This window comes from Streptomyces sp. NPDC006798 (genome assembly GCF_040635975.1).
Taxonomy (GTDB): domain Bacteria; phylum Actinomycetota; class Actinomycetes; order Streptomycetales; family Streptomycetaceae; genus Streptomyces.
Window position 1 is genome coordinate 83,172 of sequence record NZ_JBEYIS010000025.1, and the last position, 21,127, is coordinate 104,298.

21 protein-coding genes are annotated in these 21,127 nt (G+C 72.0%); 13 read left to right on the forward strand and 8 right to left on the reverse strand.

Translation table 11 applies throughout. The features are described 5' to 3' along the window. Positions 1–83 precede the first annotated feature (83 nt). From ABZ714_RS18965 to ABZ714_RS18980, 4 genes are all read left to right on the forward strand, one after another. Positions 84–1,442 (forward strand): MFS transporter, encoded by a 1,359-nt coding sequence (locus ABZ714_RS18965; RefSeq protein WP_358826395.1) that lies wholly within the window; start codon positions 84–86, stop codon positions 1,440–1,442. A gap of 4 nt (positions 1,443–1,446) precedes the next feature. Next, positions 1,447–1,569: an SGM_5486 family transporter-associated protein gene (locus ABZ714_RS18970; RefSeq protein ID WP_358826396.1), complete on the forward strand. Its 123-nt coding sequence runs from the start codon at positions 1,447–1,449 to the stop codon at positions 1,567–1,569. 389 nt (positions 1,570–1,958) lie between these two features. Beyond that, the gene (locus tag ABZ714_RS18975) at positions 1,959–2,186 is read left to right on the forward strand and encodes a hypothetical protein (protein WP_358826397.1); all 228 of its coding nucleotides are present in this window, start codon (positions 1,959–1,961) and stop codon (positions 2,184–2,186) included. A 190-nt stretch (positions 2,187–2,376) separates the two neighbouring features. Then, entirely contained in the window at positions 2,377–2,937 is a 561-nt protein-coding gene (locus ABZ714_RS18980) for a histidine phosphatase family protein (protein ID WP_358826398.1), read from the forward strand. A 134-nt stretch (positions 2,938–3,071) separates the two neighbouring features. Here ABZ714_RS18980 and serB read toward each other — a convergent pair whose 3' ends face one another. Both serB and ABZ714_RS18990 read right to left on the reverse strand, forming a co-directional pair. After that, the gene (serB, locus tag ABZ714_RS18985) at positions 3,072–4,343 is read right to left on the reverse strand and encodes a phosphoserine phosphatase SerB (protein WP_358826399.1); all 1,272 of its coding nucleotides are present in this window, start codon (positions 4,341–4,343) and stop codon (positions 3,072–3,074) included. Positions 4,344–4,407: 64 nt separating this feature from the next. Next, on the reverse strand, positions 4,408–6,072 hold the full coding sequence (locus tag ABZ714_RS18990; RefSeq protein ID WP_358826400.1) for a streptophobe family protein: 1,665 nt from the start codon (positions 6,070–6,072) through the stop codon (positions 4,408–4,410). Between the two features lie 282 nt (positions 6,073–6,354). Between ABZ714_RS18990 and ABZ714_RS18995 the strand changes: the two genes are divergently transcribed. Next, on the forward strand, positions 6,355–9,033 hold the full coding sequence (locus ABZ714_RS18995) for an FHA domain-containing protein (RefSeq protein WP_358826401.1): 2,679 nt from the start codon (positions 6,355–6,357) through the stop codon (positions 9,031–9,033). Positions 9,034–9,126: 93 nt separating this feature from the next. Here the strand turns inward: ABZ714_RS18995 and ABZ714_RS19000 are convergent, their stop codons facing one another. Together ABZ714_RS19000 and ABZ714_RS19005 are read right to left on the reverse strand one after the other, a co-directional pair. Then, on the reverse strand, positions 9,127–9,897 hold the full coding sequence (locus ABZ714_RS19000) for a transglycosylase SLT domain-containing protein (protein ID WP_358826402.1): 771 nt from the start codon (positions 9,895–9,897) through the stop codon (positions 9,127–9,129). A gap of 491 nt (positions 9,898–10,388) precedes the next feature. Next, positions 10,389–11,078 (reverse strand): SDR family oxidoreductase, encoded by a 690-nt coding sequence (locus tag ABZ714_RS19005; protein WP_358826403.1) that lies wholly within the window; start codon positions 11,076–11,078, stop codon positions 10,389–10,391. A gap of 225 nt (positions 11,079–11,303) precedes the next feature. Here ABZ714_RS19005 and ABZ714_RS19010 point away from each other — a divergent pair, with 225 nt between their 5' ends. The 3 genes from ABZ714_RS19010 (at position 11,304) to ABZ714_RS19020 (ending at position 13,518) form a co-directional block, all read left to right on the forward strand. Next, complete coding sequence (locus tag ABZ714_RS19010) at positions 11,304–12,449, forward strand: GAF domain-containing sensor histidine kinase (protein ID WP_358826404.1); 1,146 nt, start codon at positions 11,304–11,306, stop codon at positions 12,447–12,449. After that, a complete protein-coding gene (locus ABZ714_RS19015; protein WP_358826405.1) occupies positions 12,442–13,083 on the forward strand; it encodes a response regulator transcription factor in 642 nt (213 codons plus the stop codon). Before ABZ714_RS19010 ends, ABZ714_RS19015 begins: the two co-directional genes overlap by 8 nt. 183 nt (positions 13,084–13,266) lie before the next feature. After that, on the forward strand, positions 13,267–13,518 hold the full coding sequence (locus ABZ714_RS19020) for a chaplin (protein WP_358826406.1): 252 nt from the start codon (positions 13,267–13,269) through the stop codon (positions 13,516–13,518). Between the two features lie 146 nt (positions 13,519–13,664). Here ABZ714_RS19020 and ABZ714_RS19025 read toward each other — a convergent pair whose 3' ends face one another. Then, on the reverse strand, positions 13,665–14,459 hold the full coding sequence (locus ABZ714_RS19025) for a hypothetical protein (RefSeq protein WP_358826407.1): 795 nt from the start codon (positions 14,457–14,459) through the stop codon (positions 13,665–13,667). A 212-nt stretch (positions 14,460–14,671) separates the two neighbouring features. Here ABZ714_RS19025 and ABZ714_RS19030 point away from each other — a divergent pair, with 212 nt between their 5' ends. The 4 genes from ABZ714_RS19030 (at position 14,672) to ABZ714_RS19045 (ending at position 17,817) form a co-directional block, all read left to right on the forward strand. Next, complete coding sequence (locus tag ABZ714_RS19030) at positions 14,672–15,463, forward strand: ABC transporter ATP-binding protein (protein ID WP_358826408.1); 792 nt, start codon at positions 14,672–14,674, stop codon at positions 15,461–15,463. Positions 15,464–15,515: 52 nt separating this feature from the next. Continuing rightward, a complete protein-coding gene (locus ABZ714_RS19035) occupies positions 15,516–15,944 on the forward strand; it encodes an NfeD family protein (protein WP_358826409.1) in 429 nt (142 codons plus the stop codon). Between the two features lie 88 nt (positions 15,945–16,032). Then, positions 16,033–16,983: an SPFH domain-containing protein gene (locus ABZ714_RS19040; RefSeq protein ID WP_358826410.1), complete on the forward strand. Its 951-nt coding sequence runs from the start codon at positions 16,033–16,035 to the stop codon at positions 16,981–16,983. Between the two features lie 57 nt (positions 16,984–17,040). Beyond that, positions 17,041–17,817 carry a sulfite exporter TauE/SafE family protein gene (locus ABZ714_RS19045; RefSeq protein ID WP_358826411.1) on the forward strand — a complete coding sequence of 259 codons (777 nt, stop codon included), beginning with the start codon at positions 17,041–17,043 and terminating at the stop codon, positions 17,815–17,817. A gap of 91 nt (positions 17,818–17,908) precedes the next feature. On the opposite strand, the gene ABZ714_RS19050 is transcribed toward ABZ714_RS19045, so the two are convergent. The 3 genes from ABZ714_RS19050 to ABZ714_RS19060 all read right to left on the reverse strand — a co-directional run bounded on the left by ABZ714_RS19050 (position 17,909) and on the right by ABZ714_RS19060 (position 20,005). Then, positions 17,909–18,421 (reverse strand): HNH endonuclease, encoded by a 513-nt coding sequence (locus ABZ714_RS19050; protein ID WP_358826412.1) that lies wholly within the window; start codon positions 18,419–18,421, stop codon positions 17,909–17,911. Between the two features lie 211 nt (positions 18,422–18,632). Then, positions 18,633–19,172, reverse strand: coding sequence for a YbhB/YbcL family Raf kinase inhibitor-like protein (locus tag ABZ714_RS19055; protein ID WP_358826413.1), 540 nt, complete (start codon positions 19,170–19,172; stop codon positions 18,633–18,635). A 50-nt stretch (positions 19,173–19,222) separates the two neighbouring features. After that, positions 19,223–20,005, reverse strand: a complete 783-nt coding sequence (locus ABZ714_RS19060; protein WP_358826414.1) for a sporulation protein — start codon at positions 20,003–20,005, stop codon at positions 19,223–19,225. Between the two features lie 85 nt (positions 20,006–20,090). Here ABZ714_RS19060 and ABZ714_RS19065 point away from each other — a divergent pair, with 85 nt between their 5' ends. Continuing rightward, complete coding sequence (locus tag ABZ714_RS19065) at positions 20,091–20,741, forward strand: DNA-3-methyladenine glycosylase (RefSeq protein ID WP_358826415.1); 651 nt, start codon at positions 20,091–20,093, stop codon at positions 20,739–20,741. The last annotated feature ends 386 nt before the right edge of the window (positions 20,742–21,127 follow it).

Sequence of the window (21,127 nt, forward strand, 5' to 3'; positions counted from 1 at the left end):
GTGGCGGGCCGGTGGCCGGTGCGGGGCGGAGGCAGCCGTCCGGAAGTGGACGGTCAATCATCCCATGATTCTATGATGGTGCCATGTCCGACGAGCCCTCCGCCCCGCGCGCCGCCCCGTCCCCGGTGTCCCGGGTTTCCCGTGTTTCCCGGAAAGCCGCCGAGGCCGTCCCGGCGGGCGGGTCCGGCACCCCCGGTACGGTCTGGCTCACCCGGCTCGTCATGGCCGCCGTCGTGCTCGCCGCCCTCAATCTGCGGCCCGCGATCACCAGCCTCGGTCCCCTGCTGGAGGAGGCTCGTACCGGACTCGGGATGAGCGGCACCGTCGCCGGGCTCCTCACCTCGGTCCCCGCCGCGACCTTCGCCGTCTTCGGGATCGCCGCCCCCCGGCTCGCCCGCCGCTTCGGGCCCGCCGCCGTCGTCTGCGCGGGCCTCGCCGCCGTCGCCGCCGGACTGCTCCTCCGGCCCTTCGCGGGCGGTACCCCCGGCTTCCTCGCCGCCACCGCCCTCGCCCTGATCGGCATCGCCGTCGGCAATGTCCTGATGCCGGTGATCGTCAAGCGGTACTTCCCGGACCGGGTCGGCACCATGACCGGCCTCTATTCGATGGCCCTGGCCGTCGGTTCCTCCGTGGTCGCCGCCACCACCGTGCCGCTCACGGCGGCGCTGGGCGGCGACTGGCGTACCGGCCTCGCGGTCTGGGGCCTGCTCGCCGTCGTCGCCGTCGTCCCCTGGGCGCTGGTGGTACGCGACCGGAGGCGCCGCTCCCGGGACACCGGGCCCGCCCCCGCCGAAGCCGCCGCCCCGGCCACCGTCCCCTCGGACACCTCCGGTGCCGGTGAGCGGCCCGCCGGGCGGATCGTCCGCAGCCGTACCGCCTGGGCGCTGGCCGGATTCTTCGGGATCCAGGCCACCGGCGCGTACATCACCATGGGCTGGCTGCCGCAAATCTTCCGGGACGCGGGCGTGCCCGCCGGGACCTCCGGGGTACTGCTCGCCGTCACCATGGTGATGGGCGTACCGCTCGCCTTCGTCATCCCCCGGCTCGCGGCCCGGCTCCGCCACCAGGGCCCGATCGTCGTGGTCCTCGGACTCAGCGGGTTCGCCGGATACACCGGGCTGCTCGCCGCCCCCGCCGCCGGTGCCTGGGCCTGGGCGCTGCTCCTCGGGATCTCCAACTGCGCCTTCCCCCTCGCGCTCACGATGATCGGGCTGCGGTCGCGGTCCGCCGCCGGAGTGGTCCGGCTCTCCGCCTTCGCCCAGTCGACCGGCTATCTGATCTCGATCCCCGGCCCGCTGGTGGTCGGTGTGCTGTACGAGCACAGCGGCGGCTGGCAACTGCCCCTCACCCTGATGGCGGGGCTGCTGGTGCCGCAGATCCTGCTCGGGGTTCTCGCGGGGCGGGACCGGACGATCGAGGACGAGACGGGGATGCGAGACTGAGGGCATGCAGCCAGTTCTCGAACCGAATCCTCAGAACGGCCAGCGGAAGCTCCTTCTCGTCTTCGGGACGATGATCGGCTTCTTCGTCGTGGTCGGCATCATCGCCACCATCGCCTCACCCGGATAGGGTCTTTCTTCCGGATCGGGCCGGGATGGTGAGCGGGGTCCGGTGCCGTGAATCGCACGGCGGAGGATTGAGCCACCGCGGTGGGGGTACGCCCCCTGGGCTCCGCCCGGGGCACCCCCACCCGCGCCGCCAGGGCCCGCGAGCCCCGGCAAGATCGGGAAGAGAGGCCCTGAGCCGGTTGGCCCGGGCGGATGGCCGCCCCCGGCGGCGGATGGTGGGGTTCTCCCCACCATCCCCTAGGGGGCCGGCCTCAGGGACCAATGGGTGGGCCACCGGATGGGAACGGGGTTCCCGCGTCCCTAGGGTGGAGTTCGCGCCGGCTCCAGGGCTTCTCGTGCCCCGGGGCCGGACCATCGCGCCCCTGTCCGGACCAGCCCGAGGAGGCATCCGTGCTCGCTCCGCGTGCCCGGTCCGCCCGTTCCGTCGGTCTTCCGCACGCGGGACCGGCCCGCGACACCGTCGGCAGCCGGCTGCCGTGGTGGGGGATCGCCCTTCCCGTGCTCGCCTTCGCGCTGCTGTTCGTGCTGATCGCCGAACCGGCCCGGGCCGACTCCCCGACGGGGCAGCCGCTGATCGCCCCGATGGTGGAGTACCTCAGGCAGTTCATCTCCCGCTGACCGCCCCGTCGAACCCTCCGCCGTGCCGCTGCCGTGCCGCTGTCCCCGGGACGGCCGTACGAGCGTCACCGGGACCCCGGTCCGGGCGCCCCCGGTACGGTCGCGTCCCGGCGTCACCCGCCTCCGGTCCGGGAAAGCGGGACGTCAACACCCCGCGCCCGCTGGCCCGTTTCGTGCGAAGCTGGGGGACATGAGCGTCGCCACGTCTTCCGGAGGGGCAGCCTCCGACTCTCCCGGGTCCACCGACTCCCGCAGGATCGTTCTTCTCAGGCATGCGAAGGCCGACTGGCCCGAGGTGTCCGACCACGAGCGGCCCCTCGCCGAGCGAGGCCGCAAGGACGCCCCCGTCGCCGGACGCCGGCTCGCCGGTACCGGGATCAGTTTCGACCTCGCCCTCTGCTCCTCCGCCGCCAGAACCCGTGAGACCTGGAAGCTGGCCGTCGGCGAGCTGCCCCACCGTCCGCGCACGGTCTATGAGGAGCGGCTCTACGAGGCGTCGCTCGGCGAACTGATCGCGCTGGTGAACGAGGTCTCCGACGAGGTCTCCGATCTCATCCTGATCGGGCACAACCCCGGTATGCACGCCCTCGCGGACGCCCTGGCGGGCGAGGCCGAGGGGGATCTGCTGCCCCGGATGAACCGCAGCGGGTTCCCGACCTCGGCCTTCGCCGTCGTCACCTTCAACGGCGGCTGGAAGTCCGTGGAGCACGGCGTCGGCAGGCTCGTCGACTTCTGGACACCCCACCCCTGACCCCGGCCGCCGTCGGCCACGAGACTCCGACGACGACACAGGCCCCGGCGCGAGGTTCGCGCCGGGGCCTTCGTCAGGGCCGGGGGCGGATACCCGGGCGATACCCGGCAGTCGCCCCGCTCCGGGCTCCCGGCTCAGCTCTCCGTACCGGCTCCGCCCCGTCCGCCGGGTCCGTCGTGCCCGCCGGAGTCCTCGGCCGCCGCCTCCGCGTCGGCGGCCTCGACCTCCTCGCGGGTGACGCCCAGCAGATAGAGCACGGTGTCGAGGAACGGCACGTTCACCGCCGTATGAGCGGCCTCACGGACCATCGGCTTGGCGTTGAACGCCACCCCGAGACCGGCCGCGTTCAACATGTCCAGATCATTGGCGCCGTCGCCGATCGCCACGGTCTGCGCCAGCGGCACCCCGGCCTCCGCCGCGAACCGCCGCAGCAGCCGGGCCTTGCCCGCCCGGTCCACGATCTCCCCGGTGACCCGGCCCGTCAGCCGCCCGTCCACGATCTCCAGGGTGTTGGCCGAGGCGAAGTCGAGCCCGAGCCGCTCCTTCAGATCGTCCGTCACCTGGGTGAAGCCGCCGGAGACCACCCCCACCTGGAAGCCGAGCCGCTTCAGCGTACGGATCAGGGTCCGCGCGCCCGGCGTCAGCCGCACCTCGGCCCTGACCTTCTCCACCACCGAGGCGTCGAGCCCCTCCAGCAGCGCCACCCGGGCGTGCAGCGACTGCTCGAAGTCCAGCTCGCCCCGCATCGCGGCGGCCGTCACCTCGGCGACCCGCTCCTCGCACCCGGCGTGCGCCGCGAACAGCTCGATGACCTCGTCCTGGATCAGGGTCGAGTCCACATCCATCACCACCAGCCGCTGCGCCCGGCGGTGCAGTCCGGCCGAGACCACGGCCACATCGACCCCGATCTCCGCCGACTCGGTCGCCAGCGCCGTCCGCAGCGCCTCGGTGGCGACACCCGACACCGCGAACTCCACCGCCGTCACCGGATACTTGGCTAGCCGGAAGATCCGGTCGATGTTCCCCCCGGTACCGGTGATCGTGGCCGCTATGGCCGCGGTGGCCTCCGCCGTCAGCGGATGGCCGAGAACGGTGACATGGGAGCGCCCGACACCACGCGGCCGGTTGTCGCCCGTGCCCGAGATGATCTCGGCCTGGAGCTTCAGCGACTCCGCCCAGCTGTGCACGGTGGCCCGCAGATCGCCCTCGTCGGCCCCGGCCGTGGTCGGCGCCGTGACCAGGGCGCACAGCACCAGGCGCCCCCGGGAGACGACCTGCTCGATATCGACGACGTCGACCGCGTAGGCGGCGAGGGTGTCGAACAGACCGGCGGTGATCCCCGGCCTGTCCTTCCCGAAGATCTTGACCAGAAGGGTACGTACATCGGAATTCTGCGAAGCGCTCATGGTGGTCCCACCGTAACCGCGAAACGTCACTGCGAGCCGCCGTGTCCCGGTTGCTGGACACCGTTCACCGGTCGTCCGGGGGCCGCCGCAGATAGGGATTGGTCCCCGGATTCGGCGGCCGGTACGGCGGCGCGGGATCGTACGGGCCTGGGCCGCTGTCTCCCGTACCGTACGGCTCCGATTCCGGCCCGCCCCCCGTACCGTACGGGCCCGCCTCCCGCCCGCCGGGTCCGTACGGCTCCACCGCCCCGGGACCGCCACCGGGCGGTACGGGCTCCGCGACCAGCCGGGCCCGGCCCCGCCGCCCCGCCGCGTACACCAGCAGCGCCCCCGCACCGCCCGCGCCCGCGCCCCACACCGCGCCCAGCGCCGCCGCCCACCCCGGACGGCCCGCCACCGCGATCCCGGCCCCGAACGCGTCGAAGCCCAGCAGCGACAGCGACGCCCCCACCGACACCTCCGTCAGCTCGACCAGCAGCGGCAGCGCCACCGCCGACAGAGCCCCCAGCCACAGCGCGCACCGGACGGCATAGGCGGCCGGGCCCCGCCCCGCGAACGGGGTACGGGCCGCCGCCAGCACCCCCGCGTGCAGCATCAGCACCGCCGCGGCCACCGCCAGCAGCCAGACCCGGGAGTCCAGCTCGGCCAGCCGGGCCACCGTCGCGGGCTCCCCGTCCGCCCCCCGGAAGAACTCGTCCAGCGGATCCGGCAGCACGGCCCCGGCCAGCACCCCGTCCGCCCGTCCGCCGACCGGCACGAAGAGCCCGAGCGGCACCCCCAGCCACACCCCGTTGGGCGCCCCCAGCAGGGCCGACCCCGCGATCAGCCGCGGATGCTCGTCGCCGATCGCCGCGTACCCGGCCGCCGCGTACCCCGCGACCACGGCCCCCAGCAGTACGGAGACCAGCGCCGACGCCGCCGGGCGCGCCCGGCCGTGCCATCGGCCGACGACGCCCGGCAGCGCCACCCGGCCCGCCACCAGGGCGATCAGCAGCACCCCGGCCACCCACACCAGCGCGCCCAGGGCCGAATCCGCGGCCTCCACCCGGAAGCCGACCGCCGCCCGGGCGTCGACCAGCTCGGCCAGCCGGCCGGGCAGCCGCCCCGCCGAGTCCCCGAGCCGCCGCCCCAGGTCGTCCAGCCCGTCCGGGAGGCGTAGCCCGCCCGGATCCCACAGCCCGCCGGGGCCCGTACCGCCACCGCCACCGCCGCCGTCCGGTACGAGCCGTTCGCCGTCGAAGGTCACCACGTCCCGGCCCGCCCGGGCCAGCCCCGCCGTCGTCCCCGTGAACAGCAGCGCGACCGTGCCCGCCCGGACCGCGAGCTCCCGCCCCGACACCGCCCCGGCCCGCCGTAAGGAGCGCAGGAAGACCACCGCCAGCGGCAGCGCGCCCGCCAGCGCCACCCCCAGCGGAGCGATCTCCAGTCCCGTCGTGGCCTCGGCGCCGGTCAGTCCGAACAGGGACACATCACCCGCCGGGACCACCGAACCGCCCACCGCGAGCACCACCACGGCGGCGGTCATCGGACCGAGCCGCCCCTCGGCGTCCGCGTTCAGCAGCCACAGCCCCAGGGCTGCCGCCCCGGCCATCGCGACGAACGCCCAGCCGACGGCGGCCAGGCCGGAGAGCAGTACATCGGCCCAGGGGAGCGCCCGCCCGGCGGGCCGCCGCCCGGTCCGTCCGTACCCGGGCGCTCCCCGGCCGCCGGAACCGTCCGTGCCCGCCACGAGTCCCCTCCCCAGATCCTTCCGGCTCCCCGGCCGCCGAACCGGCGCCCGGCCGCCCCGCTCCCGGCGGCGCGCGAGAACGCGGCCGAGGGAGCGCGGGGGAGCGATGGACGCCTACCACTGTCGGGCCGGGACTCCCGGCCGTCAACCGGCCCTGTGGGCCCGGCCGTCCGGGCCCGCGGCGAGCCCGGTTTCCTTCTCCGGTGCCCCGCCTGAAATAGTTCCCCCCGATATTCGCCTTCCCTAGACTCCCTGGCACGGGGGTAATTCGGGGGACAACTAGTGGGGCATGGAGTGCGGGAACTCGTACTGGAATGGAATGGAAGGTCCTGGACGCTCGATCCGGCCAGGACGTACACCCTGGGGCGGGATCCGCAGGGGGACGTGGTCTTCGACGACGGCCGGGTGTCCTGGCGGCACGCCAGCATCCGATGGGGCGGACGCGGCTGGATCATCGAGGACCACGGCAGCACCAACGGCACCTACGCGGAGGGGCACCGGGTCCAGCAGACCGATCTCGCGGCGGGCGCGGTGGTCCGGCTGGGGAACGCCACGGACGGTCCGCTGCTGACACTGACCGCGCCGCCCGCGCAGGCCCAGGCGCCCGCGCCGGCCCATGGCCACGATCAGCCGCAGGCGTACGCCCGGCCTGCCGCGCCCGCCCCGGCCCGGGCCGCGGCACCGGTGGCCCCGGCCCACGGCGGCCAGGCCCAGGGCGTACCGGGGCACGGCGCCCCGCCGCCGGCGCAGGGCGCACCGGCCCCGCACGGCTGGCCGGAACCCCCCGGCCACCAGCACATATCGCAACAGCCGCAGCAGCCACACCCGCAGCAGCCGTTGCCGCACGTCCCCGCCCAGCACGCCCCGCCCGGCCTTGCCGCCGGTCACCCGGGCCACGTACCGGGCCACGGCCAGGCGCAGGGACACGGCCAGGGGCCGCACGCCGACCGCAGTCCCACCACCTTCCACCAGCTGGCCCTGGGCCGGGTGATGCGGATCGGCCGCGCGCTGGAGAACGAACTCGTCGTCTCCGACCTCCAGGTCTCGCGCCACCACGCCGAGTTCACCGCCACGCCCGACGGCCGCTTCCAACTCCGCGACCTCGGCTCCCACAACGGCAGCTATGTCAACGGCCAGCCGATGGCCAAGTCCGCCACGGTCCTCATCGGCCCCCAGGACATCGTCGGTATCGGCCACTCCACCTTCCGGGTCGTCGGCGACCGGCTGGAGGAGTTCGTCGACACCGGTGAGGTCTCCTTCTCGGCCCGCCATCTCACCGTCACCGTCGACGGCGGCAAGCAGATCCTCCGCGACGTCTCCTTCGGCGTCCCCGAGAAGTCGCTGGTCGCCGTGATCGGCCCGTCCGGCTCCGGCAAGTCGACCCTGCTCAAGGCCCTCACCGGCTACCGCCCCGCCAACGAGGGCGAGGTCCTCTACGACCAGCGCAGCCTCTACAAGCAGTTCGCCGAGCTGCGCCAGCGGATCGGGCTCGTACCGCAGGACGACATCCTGCACAAGGAGCTGACCGTACGGAAGGCGCTCCGGTACGCCGCCAAGCTCCGCTTCCCCGGGGACACCGCGACCGCCGAGCGCGAGGCCAGGATCGACGAGGTGCTGCGCGAGCTGAAGCTCGACATCCACCGCGACAAGAAGATCACGGCCCTCTCCGGCGGCCAGCGCAAGCGGGTCTCCGTCGCCCTCGAACTGCTCACCAAGCCGTCCCTGATCTTCCTCGACGAGCCCACGTCCGGACTCGACCCGGGCATGGACCGCGATGTGATGCAGCTGCTGCGCGGCCTCGCCGACGACGGCCGTACCGTCCTGGTGGTGACCCACTCGGTCGCCGAGCTGAGCCTCTGCGACAAGCTGCTGGTGATGGCGCCCGGCGGCTCCGTCGCCTACTTCGGCCCGCCGGACGAGGCGCTCAACTTCTTCGGCTACGACACCTGGGCCGATGTCTTCTCCGCCTTCGAGAACTACCGGGACTACGACTGGGCGGGCCGCTGGCGCGGCTCCCAGCACTACCGGCTCTACGCCGCCGACGCCGATCAGGCCGCCGCCCCGGCGCAGGTCCCCCAGGCCGCCCCCCGGCAGATCCGGCCGCCGAAGCCGCAGAGCTGGGGCGCCCAGCTCTTCACCCTGGTCCGCCGCTATCTCTCCGTCATCGGCTCCGACAAGGGCTTCATGGGACTGATGGTGATCCTGCCGGCCGTCCTCGGGCTGGTGAGCGTGGTCATCCCGGCCAAGTTCGGCCTGGCGGCGCCGGACGACGGCAAGACCCCGTTCAACGGCGACGCGGGCACGATCATGCTGATCCTCGCGGTCGGAATGTGCTTCTCCGGCGCGGCGAACTCGGTCCGTGAGCTGATCAAGGAACGGGTGATCTACGAACGCGAACGGGCGACCGGACTGTCACGCTCCGCGTATCTGATGTCCAAGGTGATCGTCCTCGGCATGATCACCGCCCTCCAGGGCGTGATCATCTGCGGCATCGGCTTCGCCACCCGCGAGCTGCCCTCCGAGGGCCTGCTCATGCCGCCCGCCGTCGAGATGTGCCTGGTGATCATCGCCCTGGGCTTCACCTCGATGATGTTCGGCCTGGTGATCTCGTCCCTGGTCAAGACGGCCGAGAAGACCATGCCGCTACTGGTGATGTTCGCCATCGTGCAGGTCGTCTTCACCGGTGTGCTGTTCAAGATCTACGGCTCGCCCGGCCTGGAGCAGTTCGCCTATCTGATGCCCTCGCGCTGGGCCATCGCGGGCGTCGGCGCCACCCTCGACCTCGGGCGGCTGATGCCGCCCTGGGACGCCAAGAACCCCGGGGACACCGATCCGCTCTGGGAGAGCACCGTCGCCCAGTGGGGGATCAATATCGGGATCCTGCTCGCCATCGGCGTGGTCTGCGGCCTCGCGGTCGCCCGGCTGCTGCGCCGCCACGAGCCGGAGGTCATGCGCAAGTAGTAGCCGGGCCCGGCCCGGCAGGACCACAGCCCGGAAGGGCGGCACCCGCGCGGGGTGCCGCCCTTCCGGCGTCCGAAGAGGTCCGTCGTCGGCTCAGTAGGCGCCGAAGACGTTGTCGATCGACCCGTAGCGGTCGGCGGCGTAGTTGGCCGCGGCCACGATGTTGGCGACCGGGTGGTACAGGTCGAACGGGGTGCCCTTGACGTGGTACGTGTTGAAGGTCGGCTGGATGACCTGCAGCAGGCCCTTCGAGGGGATGCCGTTCCGGGCGTTGATGTCCCAGTTGTTGATCGCCTTCGGGTTACCGCTGGACTCCCGCATGATGTTGCGGTGCAGCCCGTTGTACGAACCCGGGATCTCGTGCTTGTCCATGATGTCGAGCGCCTCGCGGATCCAGCCGTCGAGGTTGTTCGCGTACACCTTGGGCTTGGCGGCGGGCTTGGCGGCCGAAGCGGCGACCGAACGGGTCGCGGCCTGCGACTCGGCGGCCCGCTTCTTCGCGGCGTTCGCGGCTGCGGCCTTCTTGGCGGCGGCGTCGGCCGCGGCCTTCTTCAGCGCGGCGTCGGCAGCGGCGGCGGCATCGGCCTCGACCTTGACGGCCTGCTTCACGGCCGCCTCGACCTGGGCGTCGAAACCGTTCTTCTGGGCCTCCAGGCCCGTCTTCAGCACCGCGGCCTGGACGGCCTCGGACCGGTCGGCCACGGCGGCGGCCGAGACGGCGGCCGGGACCTGCGCGGGGGCGGCCTCGGCCTTGGTGGCACCACCGGGCACGAGGGAGAGGGTGACAGCTGCGGCGCCGGCGGTGGCGATACCGGCGATCGAGACCTTGCGGGCCTTGGTCATACGGATGCTGGGCGCGGACATACAGGCGTACCTCTTCGGTCGGGGATATTGCCGCCCGAGAACTGCATTCGGGCCGGAGCGGTTGCTTCGCTCCACGGCGGGGCGGCAACGAGAAGCAATTCTTAGCTGCGGCAAAAACCCCTGGCAATCATGTGACGTACGACCCCGGATAGTGGATCGCACTGCCGCGATAAGTGCCTCTCACCCGACACGACCCCGCTCACGAGGTCTTTATCCGCCTACTAACGAAATTCGTAAGTGACCTGCGCCCTATGCCAGGGCTCACACCCACCCCCCGTCGATCTCACCATCCGTTGCAGCCGCAATTCGATGAGTAAGCGCCCTCCGGGACCCGGAGGCGCGGTGCGCCGGAGAAAGGGGGAAAGAGGCGCCGAGGGTCCCCCCCGCCGCCGAAGGCACAGGGGGCGGCGCGTCGCCGGCCGCGGGCAACCCATACGGCCCGCGGCCGGCGACGCACCGCCCCCACAACGCACCCCGCCCCCGTAAAAAGGTCAGAGCAGCGATCGCGCCCCGTACCGCCCGCTCACCGGCCGCTCGTCCAGCAGCCGCAGAAACGCAGGCGCCACCGACTCCGGCGTCGGCCGGTACTCGCCGTCCTCCGCCGGGGCCGCCGCCGTATGCAGATCGGTGTCCATATCGCCCGGATCCACCGCCCACACCCGCAGCCCCGGCTCCTCCACCCCCAGCACGGCCGCCAGGTGGTCCAGCGCCGCCTTCGCCGCCCCGTAGCAGCCCCAGGTCTCGTACGGCTCCGCCCCCGCCTCTGAGCTGATCGTCACCACCGTGCCCGCCGCCGACGCCCGCAGCAGCGGCAGCGCCTCCTGAACCAGCCCCAGCGCCGCCACCACATTCACCTCCAGCGCCCGCCGCAGCCCCGCCAGCGGATGCTCCTCCAGCCGGACCAGCGGCTCGGCCCCCAGCACACTCGCATTGCTCACCAGCAGGTCGAGACCCCCCAGCTCCCCGGCCGCCGCCACCAGGGCCGCCCGGTGCGCCCCGTCCGTGACATCCCCCGGTACGGCCACCACCCGCGTCCCGTACGCCGCCGCCGCACGCGCCGTGGCCGCCAGCACGCTCCCGGTCCTCGCCCCCAGCACCAGATCCCAGCCCCGGGCCGCCAGCGCGAGCCCCAGCGCCCGCCCCAGCCCCTTGGAACCACCCGTGACCACCGCTACCGGCATATCGGCATCCCCTTTCCACTTCCGCTGGCCCGCCGCCCGCTCCCCGCATCCGCGGGCACCCGTACGCGCCACGCGCCGTCGCCGCCACCGTAGAAACGGTCCCGTGCCCCGCGCCTCGTCCGCCGGACCCCACCCGGGAAGGCACTTCGACCTAGGCCCAGGGCCCTAATCACCCGCCGTCCCCGGCCCGATACCGGCCCCTTCTCCCGCCGGTACGGTGAACACATGAGTCACCGAACCGGCGCGGGCCTCGCCGCCGTGAGCACCGCACTCCTCGCGATGAGCAGACATCTGGAGGTCCGCGACGTCCTGAAGACGATCGTCGCCTCCGCCCGCGAACTGCTCGACGCCGAGTACGCGGCCCTCGGCGTCCCCGACGACCACGGCGGTTTCGCCCAGTTCGTCGTCGACGGCGTCAGCGACGCCCAGTGGAAGGCCATCGGCCCGCTGCCCCGGCAGCACGGCGTACTCGCCGCCATGCTCCGCGACGCCCGTACCGAACGGCTCGCCGACGTCCGCGAGGACCCCCGCTTCGGCGGCTGGCCCGCCGCCCACCCCGATATGAAGGACTTCCTCGGCCTCCCCGTCAAGGACGGCCGGGAGACCATCGGCGCCCTCTTCCTCGCCAACAAGAAGTGCCCCCGCACCGACGGCGGCTGCGGCTTCACCGAGGACGACGAGGAACTGCTGTCGATCCTCGCCCAGCACGCCGCGATCGCCCTCACCAACGCCCGGCTCTACGAACGCAGCCGCGAGCTGACCATCGCCGAGGAACGCTCCCGCCTCGCCCACGAGCTGCACGACGCCGTCAGCCAGAAGCTCTTCTCCCTCCGGCTGACCGCCCAGGCCGCCGCCGCCCTCGTCGACCGCGACCCGGTCCGGGCCAAGGACGAACTGCACCAGGTCGCCGCCCTCGCCGCCGAGGCCGCCGACGAGCTGCGCGCCGCAGTGGTGGAGCTGCGCCCCGCCGCCCTCGACGAGGACGGCCTCGTCAACACCCTGCGCAACCAGATCCAGGTACTCGACCGCGCCCACAGTGCCCGGGTCACCTTCGACACCTGCGGACTGAAGGCCCTGCCCGCCGCGCAGGAGGAGGCCCTGCTGCGGGTCACCCAGGAAGCCCTCCACAACGCGCTGCGGCACTCCGCGGCCGACAAGGTCGACGTCACCCTCACCCGGCGCGGCGCCGGTGCCGTCCTCAGCGTCACCGACAACGGCAAGGGGTTCGACCCCCGTACGGTCCGCCGGGCGGGACGCCACCTCGGACTCGTCTCCATGCGCGACCGCGCGAGCGGCGTCGGCGGCCGGCTCCGGGTCCGCTCCACGCCCGGCCAGGGCACCACGATCGAAATGGAGGTCCCCGGTGGGTGACCGTATTCGCGTACTGCTCGTCGACGACCACCAGGTCGTCCGGCGCGGACTCCGTACATTCCTGGAGGTCCAGGACGACATCGAGGTCGTCGGCGAGGCCGGTGACGGCGACGAGGGCGTCGCCCGGGCCGAGGAGCTGCGGCCGGACGTCGTCCTGATGGACGTCAAGATGCCCGGCACCGACGGCATCGAGGCCCTGCGCAGACTGCGCGAGGCGGCCAACCCGGCCCGGGTCCTGATCGTCACCAGCTTCACCGAGCAGCGGACCGTCGTCCCCGCCCTGCGCGCCGGGGCCTCCGGCTACGTCTACAAGGACATCGACCCGGACGCGCTCGCCGGAGCCATCCGCTCCGTCCACGCCGGACACGTCCTCCTCCAGCCCGAGGTCGCCGGGGCCCTGCTCTCCCAGGACGACCCGGCCACCGGCACCGGCCGCGGCGGCACACTCACCGAACGGGAACGCGAGGTCCTCGGCCTGATCGCGGACGGCCGCTCCAACCGGGAGATCGCCCGTGCCCTCGTCCTGTCGGAGAAGACGGTCAAGACCCATGTCTCCAACATCCTGATGAAGCTCGACCTCGCCGACCGTACCCAGGCCGCGCTCTGGGCCGTACGCCACGGCCTCACCACCTGACCCCCGATCCGATCCGATCCGGAACCGTCGCCCCGGCCCGATCCGGCCGGGTTCCCGGGGAGCCGAAGATTCATACCGTCGGATGAATGTCACCCGGACGGCGCAACCCCCGCGCCGTCCGGCCGTTCTCCAGGGCGTGCCGCGGCGAACCCGCCGCGGCCGTCGTCCAGGAGGAAGACCCACGTGAAGAACCTGAAGAAGGCCGCCGCGCTCACCCTGATCACCGGCAGCCTGGTCGCCGCGGGCGCCGGTGTCGCCGCGGCCCACACCGGCGGCGGTGCCCACGCCGGTGGCCACGCCGTCAACTCCCCGGGCGTCGCCTCCGGCAATGTGGTTCAGGTCCCGGTCCACATCCCGGTGAACGCCTCGGGCAACTCGGTCAATGTGATCGGCGTGCTCAACCCCGTCTTCGGCAACGCCGCCCACAACGGCTGACCCCCACCCGCCGGAGGGGGCCCGCCCCCCTCCGGCCGGGGCCGGCCGTACGGCACCCTCGACACCGCCGTAGGGCACACCGCCTTACGGCCGCCCACGGCACCCCGGCCGTCCCTACGTACTGCCGTACGGCACACCCGGCGAACTCAGCGCCCCCGCTCCAGCTCCTCCACATAGGCGTTGTACGCGGCCACCCGCGCCCGCCGCGCCACCCGCTCCACCGGCCGCAGCGCCTCGCCCCGCGCCGCCATCTCCGAAGCGCTCACCGCACCCCCGTGACCGCTCGTCAGCGCCAGTGCCACCAGCGCCCCCACCCGGCCCGCCAGCTCCAGCACCCGGACCGCGCGCGGCGGATACCCCGGCGCCAGTGCCGCCCTCCCCGCCTCCGCCCGAGCCCGGTAGGCGTCGATCGCCGCCTCGGCCGCCGGACCCGACGCCGCCACATCCAGCCGGGACAGCACCAGCGTCGCCTCCCGCAGCCCCTCCGCCAGCTCCCGCTCCGCCTCGCCGAGCGACGGTACGTCCGCCGGATGCGCCTCCCGGACCGGCAGACACTCCCAGACGACCTCCACATGGCGATCGCCCGCGGGCCCGGCCTCGGACACCTCGGGCACCAGCCCGTACGGCGCCCCGAACCCGACCGCCGCCTCCGTCGCCTCCAGCGCCCGCGCGTTGAACTCGGCCGGTCCGCTGAGCCCCAGCGGATGCCCCGGTACGGGCAGCGCCACCCGCCAGCCGGTCACCCCGAGACCCCGCAGCCGCCCCAGGGCCAGCGTCAGCCCCACCGGAGCCGTCTCGCCGGGCAGCCCGCGGACCCGGTGCGCCGCGTCGTCACCGGTGATCGCCCCCGCCGCGTCGTCCGGCGACACCCGGCCCGCCAGCAGGGCGTTGCCCCACATCGCCAGCCGTCCTGAACGTGGTTCCGAAGGATCCGAGATCATCCCTCCACCTTAGGCAGACCGGGCCCCGGAAACCGGCCCCGGACCACCCCGCCCCCGGCCGACGGCGACCCGGCGGCGACCCGGCCGGGACCCGGGGGCGGACCGGGGGACGGGTAAGCCCGGCAGGTGGCGTAGATTTCTTCGAGGGGGCTGCCCACAGGCGTCGGGCCCCCGGACACCTCAACACGATTGCATGGGGAGACAACGCGCTCATGAGCGATGTACTGGAGCTGGTGGACGTATCCGTGGTCCGCGACGGACGCGCTCTGGTGGACGACGTCTCCTGGTCGGTCAAGGAAGGCGAGCGCTGGATCATCCTCGGCCCCAACGGCGCCGGGAAGACCACCCTCCTCAACCTGGCCTCCAGCTATCTCTACCCCACCACGGGCACCGTCCGGATCCTCGACGAACGCCTCGGCGGCGTGGACGTCTTCGAGCTCCGTCCCCGGATCGGCATCGCCGGTATCGCCATGGCGGAGAAGCTCCCCAAGCGCCAGACCGTGCTCCAGACCGTCCTCACCGCCGCCTACGGCATGACCGCCACCTGGCACGAGGACTACGACCAGGTCGACGAGGAGCGCGCCCGCGCCTTCCTCGACCGGCTCGGCATGACCGAGTACCTGGACCGCAAGTTCGGCACCCTCTCCGAGGGCGAGCGCAAGCGCACCCTGATCGCCCGCGCCATGATGACCGACCCCGAGCTGCTCCTCCTCGACGAGCCCGCCGCCGGTCTCGACCTCGGCGGCCGCGAGGACCTCGTACGCCGCCTCGGCCGGCTCGCCCGCGACCCGTACGCCCCCTCCATGATCATGGTCACCCACCATGTCGAGGAGATCGCCCCCGGCTTCACCCACGTCCTGATGATCCGCCAGGGCAAGGTACTGGCCGCCGGTCCCATCGAGATGGAACTGACCTCCCGCAACCTCTCCCGCTGCTTCGGCCTCCCGCTGGTCGTCGAGCGCCGCGGCGACCGCTGGACCGCCCACGGACTTCCGCTGGGCTGACCGCCGCCCTCGCCCTCTGTCCCGAGCCGGGCCGCCGACCTACCATGACCATGTGGAAATCGACGCATGGGTGTGGTGGCTGATCGCGGCGGTCGGACTGGGTATCCCCCTGGTCCTCACGGCGATGCCGGAGTTCGGGATGTTCGCGGCGGGCGCGGTCGTCGCCGCCGTCGTGGCGGCGCTCGGAGGCGGGGTCGTCCTCCAAGTCCTCGTCTTCGTCGTGGTGTCCGTGGCCCTGGTCGCCGTAGTCCGGCCGATCGCCGCCCGACACCGCTCCCAGGCCTCCGGGTTCACCAGCGGAGTCGACGCCCTGAAAGGCCGTCAGGCCGTGGTCGTCGAACGGGTGGACGGCAACGGCGGCCGGATCAAACTGGCGGGAGAGGTGTGGTCCGCCCGGCCGCTCGACCCCGAGCAGAGCTACGAACCCGGCCGCCAGGTCGACGTGGTAGAGATCGACGGCGCGACCGCCGTGGTCATCTGACCGGAACGGCCCGCATGACCGCCCGTCATCTGGGAAACTCGATCATCATCACACCATCATCCGGCAGCGAAGGGCACGGGGAAACGCGATGCAACCGATCATCATCGTCCTGATCATTCTGGTGGTGCTGGTCTTCATCGCCCTGATCAAGACGATCCAGGTCATCCCGCAGGCCAGCGCGGCGATCGTCGAACGGTTCGGCCGCTACACCCGCACCCTCAACGCGGGCCTCAACATCGTCGTCCCGTTCATCGACTCGATCCGCAACCGCATCGACCTCCGCGAACAGGTCGTCCCCTTCCCGCCCCAGCCGGTGATCACCCAGGACAACCTGGTCGTCAACATCGACACGGTCATCTACTACCAGGTCACCGACGCCCGGGCCGCCACCTACGAGGTCGCCAGCTACATTCAGGCCATCGAGCAGCTCACCGTCACCACCCTGCGGAACATCATCGGCGGCATGGACCTGGAGCGCACCCTCACCTCCCGCGAGGAGATCAACGCGGCGCTCCGCGGCGTCCTCGACGAGGCCACCGGCAAGTGGGGCATCCGCGTCAACCGCGTCGAGCTGAAGGCCATCGAGCCGCCCACCTCCATCCAGGACTCGATGGAGAAGCAGATGCGCGCCGACCGCGACAAGCGCGCCGCGATCCTCACCGCCGAGGGCATCCGGCAGTCCCAGATCCTCACCGCCGAGGGCGAGAAGCAGTCCGCGATCCTCCGCGCCGAGGGTGAGGCCAAGGCCGCCGCCCTGCGCGCCGAGGGCGAGGCCCAGGCGATCCGTACCGTCTTCGAGTCCATCCACGCGGGCGACCCGGACCAGAAGCTCCTCTCCTACCAGTACCTCCAGATGCTCCCGAAGATCGCCGAGGGCGACGCCAACAAGCTCTGGATCGTCCCCAGCGAGATCGGCGACGCCCTCAAGGGCCTCTCCGGCGCCTTCGGCAACCTCGGCGGCGGCGTCCCCGGCTTCAACACCGGCGGCAACGGCAACGGCAGCGGCACCGAACGACGCGAAGTGCCCCCCGTCGACTGATCACCCACCCCGTCCGGCATGATCGGTGCCCAGCGCACCGATCATGCAGGGGGCACCATGACCATCTGGGAGATGCTCGCCGTCTTCGCCGCGGGCATCGGCGCGGGCACCATCAACACCATCGTCGGATCCGGCACCCTGATCACCTTCCCGGTCCTCCTCGGCGTCGGGCTCCCCCCGGTCACCGCCACCGTCTCCAACGGTCTCGGCCTGGTCGCCGGATCCATCAGCGGAGCCATCGGCTACCGGGCCGAACTCGCCGGACAGCGCGCCCGCGTCCTCAGACTCTCCGCCGTCGCGGCGGTCGGCGGAGTCGCCGGAGCGGCCCTGCTGCTCACCCTCCCCAGTACCGCCTTCGAGACCATCGTCCCGGTCCTGGTCGCCCTCGCCCTGGTCCTGGTGGTCCTCCAGCCCCGGATCAGCCGCGCCGTCCAGCGCCGCCGGGAGAAGACCGGCACCACTCCCCACCCCGACGGCGGCCCCCTCCTCCTCGCCGGGCTCCTCGCGGCCAGCGTCTACGGCGGCTACTTCACCGCCGCCCAGGGCATCATCTACATGGCCCTGATGGGCATGCTGATCGACGACACCCTCCAGCGCCTCAACGCCACCAAGAACATCCTCGCCGCCGTCGTCAACAGCGTCGCCGCGATCTTCTTCCTCTTCGCCGCGGACTTCGACTGGACCGCCGTCGTACTGATCGCCGTCGGCTCCACCATCGGCGGCCAGATCGGCGCGAAGACGGGCCGCAAGCTCTCACCCACCGTGCTCCGCGCCCTCATCGTCGTCGTCGGCACCGTCGCCCTGGTCCAGTTGCTGATCCAGCGGTACGGCTGACGCCCGATCGCGCCGCTCCGGTACGGGAAAAGGCCCGCCCCTCCCCGGGAACGGGCCTCGTCCGACCTCTCCTGCGCGCCTTCTTCTCCGCCTACGCCGCGGGCCGCTCGGCCCGCAGCCACTCCGGCAGCTCGGACCGCTCACCGGCCCGCAGAGACAGCAGCATCGCGTCCGCCGGGGACGGCACGAACGGCTGGTGCAGCATCGGCATCCCCGCCTCCTCCGGCGTACGGTCGGCCTTGCGGTGATTGTCCTCCGCACACGACGCGACCGTGTTCAGCCAGCTGTCCGCACCGCCGTGGGACCGCGGCACCACATGGTCCACGGTCGTGGCGCGCCTACCGCAGTACGCGCACCGGTGCTGGTCCCGGACCAGCACACCCCGCCTCGACCACGGGGCCTGTCTTCGGAACGGCACCCGGACGTAGCGGCAGAGCCTGATTACCCGGGGCACCGGAAGGTCGACCGAAGCGCCGCGGACCCGGAGACCGGGGTGGGCCTGCTCGACGACGGCCTTGTCCTGCAGGACCAGAACCACGGCGCGATTCAGTGACACCGTCGACAGTGGTTCGAAGCTCGCGTTCAGTACCAGCGTGTCCCGCATCGTCCCCCACCTCCGTTTACCGGCCCGGCCTCCGCGGGCCCGGGGATGGATCAACTCTGGCCGGACGCGCCGTAATGGACAACGCAATATCCGAACCGCCGGACCAACGACACCACCGGACAGAAAAACTGCCCTGTCCTGATCTCTCCAGGACCAGGACAGGGCAAACAAGAAACGAACGGTCAGTGCGACCGCGACCGGACCACGAACCTCAGCCGTCGGCCGAAACCTCGTACTCCCCGATCAGCTGGGCCCGGCCCAGCGCGTGGAAGCGGAGATGGAATCCGACCACCGCGGGCGACGCGTCGGCATCCGGACCCAGGTTCTCGGTGTCGACCGCGTACACCGTGAAGACATAGCGGTGCGGCCCGTCACCCGCCGGGGGAGCGGCCCCGCCGAACTCCTTCGACCCGTAGTCGTTACGGACGTGCACCGCGCCCTCCGGCAGCCCGGGGAACGCCCCGCCGCCCGCACCCGCCGGCAGTTCGGTCACCGATACCGGGATGTCGAAGACCACCCAGTGCCAGAACCCGCTCCCGGTCGGCGCGTCCGGGTCGAAGCAGGTCACGGCGAAACTCTTCGTCCCGGCCGGGTGCCCCTCCCAGCGCAGCTGCGGCGAGGTGTTCCCCTCCGCGTACACCTGGGCGGCGTCCAGCACCGCACCCGGCGCCAGATCGTCGCTCACCACCGTGAACGACGCCACCTCGGGATGAAAGGCATGCGGCAGGGGAGCCCGCTGCTGCTCGGTCACGTCTGAACCTCCGATTCGCTGTCGGCTTGGTCCCCCGACCCTAGGGTCTTTCAGAACCAGTTGCGCCGACCGCCGACTTCGGTCAGCCACTGGTCGAGGTAGGCGGTCCAGTCCTTCGAGGCGAAGTCGTGGTGACCGACCCTGAACGCCTTGTACGAATCGCTGCCGTCGGTGAAGAGCCCCGGCTTCTTGTCCATTTCCAGGATCACGTCCATCTCCCGGTCGTCGGCGACGAACGTCAGCTCCACCTGGCTCAGCCCCCGGTAGCGCTCCGGGGCGAAGAACTCGATCTCCTGGTAGAACGGCAGCTGCTGCCGGGTGTTCCGGATCCGGCCCCGCTCCATGTCGGCGCTCTTGAACCGGAAGCCGAGCTGCCCGAAGGCGTCGATGATCGCCAGCTGCGACGGCAGCGGATGCACCCGGATCGGGTCCAGATCGCCCGAGTCCACCGCCCGCGCGATCTCCAGCTCGGTCCGCACCCCGATGTCCATGCCGCGGATCGGCTGCCCGCCGATCGCGGTGACCGGCGTCTCCCACGGGATGTGCAGACCGAACGGCACTACATGGACCGCCCCCGCCTGCACCTCGAACTCGCCGCCGAGCCGCTGCTTCACGAACTCGAGGTCCTGCTTGACCTCGTGATCGCCGCTCTCCATCTCTACCCTGGCCTGGAGCCCCAGCGACAGCCCCTCGATCCGCTGGGCCACCGAGCCGCCCTGGATCCGCACCTCGCCCTGGACGACACCGCCCGGAACGACGTTCTCCTCGGTGAGCACCGTCTCCACCGAGGCGCCACCGGCACCGAGGCTCGCGAGCAGCTTCTTGAAGCCCATGTCCTGATCCACTCCTTCGTACGGGTTTGTGCCTCATGGAAACGCCCGGCGGCCCTCCCCGGTTCCACGGGTACCCTCGGACGCCATGATCGAGCCATCCGCCGGGATCCCGGTGCCCCGGGCCTTCCTCGACCGCCCCGTCCTGGAGGTCGCGCCCGACCTCCTGGGCCGTGTCCTGGTCCGCCGGACCGCCGAGGGACCCATCGAGCTGCGCATCACCGAGGTCGAGGCGTACGCGGGCGAGCTGGATCCCGGCTCCCACGCCTTCCGCGGCCGGACCCCGCGCAACGAGGTGATGTTCGGCCCGCCCGGCCACGCCTATGTCTACTTCACCTACGGGATGTGGCACTGCCTCAATGTGGTGTGCGGGCCCGAGGGCCGGGCGAGCGGGGTACTGCTGCGCGCGGGGGAGGTTTTGAGGGGCCGGGAACTGACCCGGGAACGTCGACTCTCGGCCCGAAACGACAAGGAACTGGCCAAAGGTCCGGCCCGGCTCGCCACCGCACTCGATGTGGACCGGGCCCTCAACGGCACGGACCTCTGCTCCGCCGACCGGGGAGCCGACGCCCCTCTGACCCTCTATACGGGCCAGGCTCCCCCGTCCGACCTGGTACGCAGCGGACCCCGCACGGGAGTCGGCGGCGACGGCGCCCGGCATCCCTGGCGCTTCTGGATCGACGGCGACCCCACGGTGAGCCCGTATCGGGCCCACACCCCCCGCAAGCGGTCGACTTGACTCGTCCATCCCGGACGCCTAACGTATTCCGAGCCGCTTGAGACGGGCCTGCTGTTCAGCACCCCCCGAAGCGGCCATCCACTACTTACGACGAAGCCCCAACGGGCGCAATTTCGGCATGCCGAAAATCGTTTCGGATGAACTCGATTATGAGTCGCCGAGGAAATCGGCTAACGTAGTGGACACGCCGAAAGGCAAAAGCAAGAAGGCCTCTCCAGTCGGCCGCCCGATCGGAATCCAAGTCCGGAAACGGAATGGGAAAACGATCTGGTAAGGTTGGAAACGCAAGACCGAAGGGAAAGCCCGGAGGGCCTGGTGAAAAGGGCCTGAAGGAAGCGTCCGTTCCTTGAGAACTCAACAGCGTGCCAAAAGTCAACGCCAGATAT